Below are 6,226 nucleotides of genomic sequence, written 5' to 3' on the forward strand. Positions count from 1 at the left end.
GAGCAGTTCCCCCAAAACCTCCAGTTCGGCCGCCGTCTTATCCCCCACGGCCACCTGGTCTAAGGAAACCGATGCAGGCTGGGCCGAAGTATTAAACACCAGCACGATCTCCCGGCCCTGGTAGGTCTTGGAGATCACACAGATCTGTTCATTGGAGACATTTTCATGGAAGGCAACCGTTCCCCTTGCAATCTCCGGATTTTGATTGCGCAGGCGTATGGCGGCTTTCACATAATTGTAGATGGAATCCTCATTCTGGCTCTGCTCCTCAAGACTGTCGAATTTCATCTGGACAGGCTCCATGTCCGGCGGGCCGCTGCAAAGCCCGGGAGCCGTTTCATCCTTGCTCCAGTACATGGGCGCTCTCTTGTTTTCATCCTTTCCGGAGCCTTTCATCCCCAGCTCTTCCCCGTAGTAGAGAAACACATTGCCGCTCATCAAAAGGTTCAGGGCGTTCCCCATTTTTGTCTGGGCCTCGCTGTTTTCTCCCGCGTAGTAGCCCGCGCTGCGCCCCATATCGTGATTGGTATAAAAGGGCGCATTTATATAAGCAGGATTATAAGCGGCAAAAAGCTCCTGCTCCTCAACAAGGGCCCTGCCATAGGACTCCGCCCCCGAGCGTCCGCTCACCACATTTGCAATCACTCCGGACTTATCCGCAAAGTCAAAATCAAACATACTGTCTACGCCGCTCTCATAATAGGGAGCATAGGAAGCGCTGTCCATCCAGCATTCACACACAAGATAGCTGTCAGGAGACTGGGCCTTTACAAAGTCATTAAACCAGCGCAAAATTTCCACATTTTTTTCCTCATTGCCGGTCACATACTCCTTCACCGCATCCAGTCTGAAGCCATCCACGCCCTTTTCCAGCCAAAACTGGGCTATCTGTTCAAATTCCCGCCGCACCGCTTCATTTTCCAGATTCAGATCCGGCATTTCGCTCCAAAACTGTGCCTCATAGTACCAGGAGGTTCCCTCCAGGGGAACATAGCCTCCCCTTTGTTCTCTGGAAAAGTGATAGTACTCCACATAAGGACACTCCTCCGGGTCCGGCGAAGCATCCTCCGGCAGGCTTCTCAGATACTGCGCCGCGCTCAAAAACCAGGGATGGGCGCTGGAAGAATGATTCATGGCAAGATCAATGATCACACGGATTCCCCGGTTATGGCACTGGTCCAAAAGGGCTTCAAAGTCCTCCATGGTGCCATACTGAGGATCAATGTCCTGATAATCCAGCGTGTCGTATTTATGGTAGGTATTGGAGGGCATGACGGGCATCAGCCATATGCCGTTCACTCCCAGATCTGTGTCCGTGGAGTCGTCGCCGTCGTTTAAATAATCCAGCTTTTCCAGCACTCCCCTCAAATCTCCAATGCCGTCGCCGTCACTGTCATAAAAGGAATAGACAAAGATTTCATAATAGGTTCTGTACTTGTCGTCTATCACCTGCAAGGGCCTGTTTTGGGTCTCTCCCTCCTTTGAGGCGCAGGCCGTCAAAAAGGCCAGGCACAGGCAGACTGCCAGGCAGACAGCCAAGCCATTTGTTCTCTTCTTTCCTTTCTTTTTCTTCTCCCACATCAGTTTTTCTCCTCTCTGCCGCTTTTTTTCAGCTCGGCCCGATACTTGGAATAAATGATTTTCTGGGTATGGTAAAGACTCTGATAGCCCGACAGCATATAGCTTACCGCAACCCCCGTCAAAAAGTAAGGCATCCCTTCCATTCCGAACAGCTCCAGGGCAATCAAAAGAGAGGTGATGGGACTGTTGGTGACGCCGCAGAATACCGCGATCATCCCAACCGCCGCACAGAGAGAGGGAGACAATCCCAGAAAGCCTCCCATAAGGCATCCAAAGGCCGCTCCCACAAAGAAAGAGGGAACAATCTCCCCTCCCTTATAGCCCGCCCCCAGGGTGATGGCCGTAAAAATCAGTTTCAGAAGGAAGGCCTCCGGACGCACCTGCCCCTCCAGGCATCGGTCAATCACATTCATTCCCGCTCCCAGATAATCCGTGGTGCCCAAAAGCGCCGTCAGAGCTACGATCAAAGCTCCGGCCAGCCCAATGCGCAGATACGGGTTGGGCAGATACCTTTTGCCCTGGGAGGCCGCCGCATGCAGCGCCACACAAAACACTACGCTCAAAACTGCACAAAGCATTGCCAAAACTAAAGTCTTGCTTCCGGTGACCACGGTGAATTCCGGCACATAAGCAATCCTCATGCTTTCCCCATAGGCCCCCAAAGCTCTGGCAACCCCTGCCGCCGTCAGGGCAGACAGCGCACAGGGCACCAAAGCCGCATAATACATTACCCCTACGCTGACTACCTCCATGGGAAAAATGGCAGCCGCCATGGGTGTGCCAAACAGGGCGGAAAAGCAGGCGCTCATGCCGCACATAATCATCACATGGGCGTCAGCGCCCTTCATCCGAAACAGCTTCCCAAAGCAGTTGCCCAGGCTGCCGCCCAGCTGCAGAGCCGCGCCCTCTCTTCCCGCCGACCCGCCAAAGAGATGGGTGAGGATGGTGCTCACAAAAATCAAAGGGGCCGTGGAAAAATACAGCTGCTCCTCAGAGCGCACCGCAGAAAGTATGCTGTTGGTTCCCCCGTCATTGTCCCTGTGGGCCAGATGATACAAAAATACAATCAGAAGTCCTGCCACAGGAAGTCCCAGAACCACAGCCGGATGGCTGGTTCTGAAATCTGTGGCATACTGCATTCCATAAGAAAAAGCAGTGCCTGTAAGACCCACTAAGACACCGATGACCACCGCGATTGCCACCCATTTGATAAAGTCCAGAAATTTGCTTCCCACCCCCATAAGGAAGGTGTAAATATCCTTCTCCCGCCCCTTCATTTCATGCCTCGTTTCCACGCTTATCTTTACGCCTGTTGCTCCATACGTCTTTTGAAATCTCTGATATTAGCGCCAATGTCGCCTTGAAAAACCGCCGAGCCCGCCACAATCACATTGGCTCCTGCCTCCAGCGCCAGATGTACATTTTCGGTCCGGATACCTCCGTCCACCTGGATATCCAGGCTAAGCCCCTTCGCCCGCGCCATTTCCCGGATACGCCGCACCTTGTCAAGACACTGGGGAATCAATTCCTGACCCCCGGCTCCCGGCTCCACCGTCATCACCAGCACCATGTCCACCATTCCAAGAAAGGGCGCTGCCGCCTCCGGTGGAGTGCCAGGCTTTATGGTGATTCCTGCCTTTTTTCCCATTTTTCTTATGGTCTGGATGGTTTTCTCCACATCGCAAGCTGCCTCTATATGAAAATTGATCAAGTCTGCTCCGCTCTCCGCAAAGGCTTCCACATGCCTTTCGGGCCTCTCCACCATCAAATGCACATCTAAAAACAGAGAGGTCTCTCTGCGTATACACTTTAATACCGGCAGTCCAAAAGAAATGGATGGCACAAACATTCCATCCATAACATCAATATGCAGATACTGGGCGCCCGCTCTTTCCACCTCTTTGACCTGCTCTCCCAGCCTCCAGAAATCAGCGGACAAAATGGACGGTGATAAAATGTTCATAACACTCCCAAGCCTTTCTATTATTTCGTGCCTATTTTAGCAAAAAAAGACGTGAATAGCAACCTGCTATTTCACGTCTCATATGATTTCACGTCCTGCTTGAGCTGCTCCCAGGCATCCTCGTTCTCTACATAGTAAACGGGGCACTTTTTGCCGCCGCAGTCATAGTGGCGCAGAATATCTTCCTCGGTAAGATCATAGGTTTCCGTCAGCCAGGCAAGAAGCCTTATCAGCGAATCATAGGTTTCCCGGGTAAAGGAGCCATCCTCCGCAAGATAACAGCATTCTATGGAAATGGAATCCTCATTTCTGGTCTGCACCGCATAGGCGATCTCATCCAGGGGAATACACTGGATGATCTCCCCCTCATAGCCGATGATGAAGTGGGCGCTGGCGCTTCTCTCATGGGTATCCTTAAGCTGTTCAAAATAGCTTCTGTTCTGGGCAGCGCTGGTTCCCAGGTTGGCGGTATAATGTACAAAAATGCTGTTTACCTCCGTCAGCGCATCCCCGGGTCTGGAATATTCATTCACTGTGAGAAAATCCTCCGTCCAGGCGGGATGCCTTCCAAAGGCTCTTGCGCTGATTCCCTGGATATCCTGTATCTCTTCCTCCCAGAGCATATCTGCCTTTCCGGCTTCATCCACTGCATTCCCCAGGCTGGCCTCTGCCCCGCCTGCCCTGTTGAATGCCCACACTGCCAAAATTACTGCTGCAATCAAAGCCACAAAAGCTGTGGCCAGCACTGCCAGCCTTCTGTAAAAGAGCATCCTCGCCCGTTTCTTTCTTGCAGCCGCTTTGCCAAAGTCCCTTTCCCGGCGCTTTTTCTGAAACTGACTATAATCCACCAGGTAGGGATTACGCTTCATATTCGTCAGTTCCAGACCCAGCTCCTTTTTCGGACTGTTTGCTTGTCCCATTTCTCTGCCTCTTTTCCTCTTAGGTGCTTTCTTTTTCCTAATTAAAGAAGATGTTAGGGGTAAAAGGGGGTTCCGTCACAAATCGTCAGAATTGTTTGCCATCTGCAGGAGTCTTAGTTGCTCCTGGAATCGGCAAAGTTGCGTTGTGAGAAAAAAATCCGCTTGTTTGAGCGCAGCGAGTTCGGATTTTTTGGAACGCATTTAGCAAATTTTTCGATTCCTGGCGCAACTTGACTCCGAAGCCGCAAACAATTCTGACGATTTGTGACTGGGAGACCTTTTGACCCTGACATCTTAAAACATACAATAGCAGAAAAATGTTTCGTTTTTGTATACGAAATTCTTAAATTTTCTTAAGGTGTTTTCTTATAAAAATTTTTTTACAGCCCAAAAACCCCCCGCCGCATCCAGTCCGTATTTCTCCACCAGGGCTGCTGCCGAGCCGGATTCCCCGAATACATCCTGCATACCCAGCTTCTTTACGGGAACAGGATACTTTGCGCACAGACAGTCGCATACCGCACTGCCCAAGCCCCCGATCACGGAGTGCTCTTCAACGGTTACCACCTTTCCCGTCTTTTTGGCGCTGTTTACCACGATTTCCTCATCCAGGGGCTTAATGGTGCAGATATTGATCACCTCGGCGCTTATGCCATCAGCCGCCAGCTTTTCTGCAGCGCCCAGGGCAGAATCCACACAGATTCCCGTAGCCACAATGGTCACGTCCTCTCCCTCCCGCACCACAGTGCCCTTTCCGATCTCAAAGTGATAATCGGGCCTGTCATTGATGACCGGCACTGCCGCCCGTCCAAAGCGGATGTAGACCGGTCCCTCATATTCCAGGGCAGCCCTGACAGCAGCTCTTGCCTCCACATCATCAGAAGGACACATCACCACCATACCGGGAATGGTCCGCATCAGCGCAATGTCCTCGTTGCACTGATGGGTTGCTCCATCCTCTCCCACAGTGATGCCTGCATGGGTTGCTCCGATTTTCACATTCAAATGAGGGTACCCTATGGAATTGCGCACCTGCTCAAAGGCACGGCCCGCCGCGAACATGGCAAAGGAGCTGACAAAGGGAATTTTTCCCACAAGGGACAGTCCTGCTGCCACCCCCATCATATTACACTCGGCAATACCACAGTCAATATGGCGCTCCGGATAAGCCTTCTTAAAAATACTTGTCTTTGTGGCCGCCGCAAGATCCGCATCCAGCACCACCAGCTGGGGAAATTCCTCCGCCAGCTCCTTTAAGGCGTTTCCATAGCTTTCTCTGGTAGCAATCTTTCTCACGGTGGTTTCCTTCACGTTATTTCCTGCCATTATGCTTCACCTGCTTTCTCTAATTCTGCGCCGATTTTTTCCAGATCGGCCATTGCCACCGCATATTCCTCATCATTGGGAGCCTTGCCGTGCCAATCCACACTGTTCTCCATAAAGGATACGCCCTTGCCCTTTAAGCTATGTACCACAATACAGGTAGGCATTCCCTTGGTGTTTCTCGCCTCCCCAAAGGCTGCCCTGAGAGCGTCAAAGTCATGAGCGTCTGCGTTGATCACATGGAAATTGAACGCCTCGAATTTTTTGTCAATGGGATAAGGAGAGCATACCTGATCGATGGGACCGTCGATCTGCAGATTATTGTTGTCCACGATCACACACAGATTGTCCAGCTTACGGAAGCCTGCAAACATAGCCGCCTCCCAGACCTGCCCCTCCTCGATCTCTCCATCTCCCAAAAGAGTGTATATCCGGAAAT

General features: G+C 51.7%; 5 protein-coding genes and 1 pseudogene. All 6 read right to left on the minus strand.

The genetic code is table 11. The features are described from left to right. A partial coding sequence (locus AC1WIP_RS10035) for an alpha-amylase family glycosyl hydrolase (protein ID WP_481141697.1) occupies positions 1-1,581 on the minus strand: 1,581 nt, incomplete at its 3' end. Next, positions 1,581-2,858: a chloride channel protein gene (locus tag AC1WIP_RS10040; protein WP_481141698.1), complete on the minus strand. Its 1,278-nt coding sequence runs from the start codon at positions 2,856-2,858 to the stop codon at positions 1,581-1,583. The genes AC1WIP_RS10035 and AC1WIP_RS10040, both read right to left, overlap by 1 nt. A gap of 26 nt (positions 2,859-2,884) precedes the next feature. Beyond that, the gene (rpe, locus tag AC1WIP_RS10045; RefSeq protein ID WP_481141699.1) at positions 2,885-3,544 is read right to left on the minus strand and encodes a ribulose-phosphate 3-epimerase; all 660 of its coding nucleotides are present in this window, start codon (positions 3,542-3,544) and stop codon (positions 2,885-2,887) included. A gap of 71 nt (positions 3,545-3,615) precedes the next feature. Further along, positions 3,616-4,464, minus strand: a complete 849-nt coding sequence (locus tag AC1WIP_RS10050) for a peptidoglycan recognition protein family protein (protein ID WP_481141700.1) — start codon at positions 4,462-4,464, stop codon at positions 3,616-3,618. Positions 4,465-4,830: 366 nt separating this feature from the next. Further along, the gene (locus AC1WIP_RS10055) at positions 4,831-5,790 is read right to left on the minus strand and encodes a transketolase family protein (protein WP_481141701.1); all 960 of its coding nucleotides are present in this window, start codon (positions 5,788-5,790) and stop codon (positions 4,831-4,833) included. After that, positions 5,790-6,226, minus strand: a pseudogene (locus AC1WIP_RS10060) (transketolase); the annotation flags it as partial. The pseudogene AC1WIP_RS10060 and the gene AC1WIP_RS10055, both read right to left, overlap by 1 nt.

It is taken from the genome of Acetatifactor sp. (assembly GCF_982438285.1).

Coding starts and splice junctions, on each gene's coding strand:
- AC1WIP_RS10040 (WP_481141698.1), bottom strand. CDS start 2,858: ATGAAGGGGCGGGAGAAGGATATTTACACCTTCCTTATGGGGGTGGGA.
- rpe (WP_481141699.1), bottom strand. CDS start 3,544: ATGAACATTTTATCACCGTCCATTTTGTCCGCTGATTTCTGGAGGCTG.
- AC1WIP_RS10050 (WP_481141700.1), bottom strand. CDS start 4,464: ATGGGACAAGCAAACAGTCCGAAAAAGGAGCTGGGTCTGGAACTGACG.
- AC1WIP_RS10055 (WP_481141701.1), bottom strand. CDS start 5,790: ATGGCAGGAAATAACGTGAAGGAAACCACCGTGAGAAAGATTGCTACC.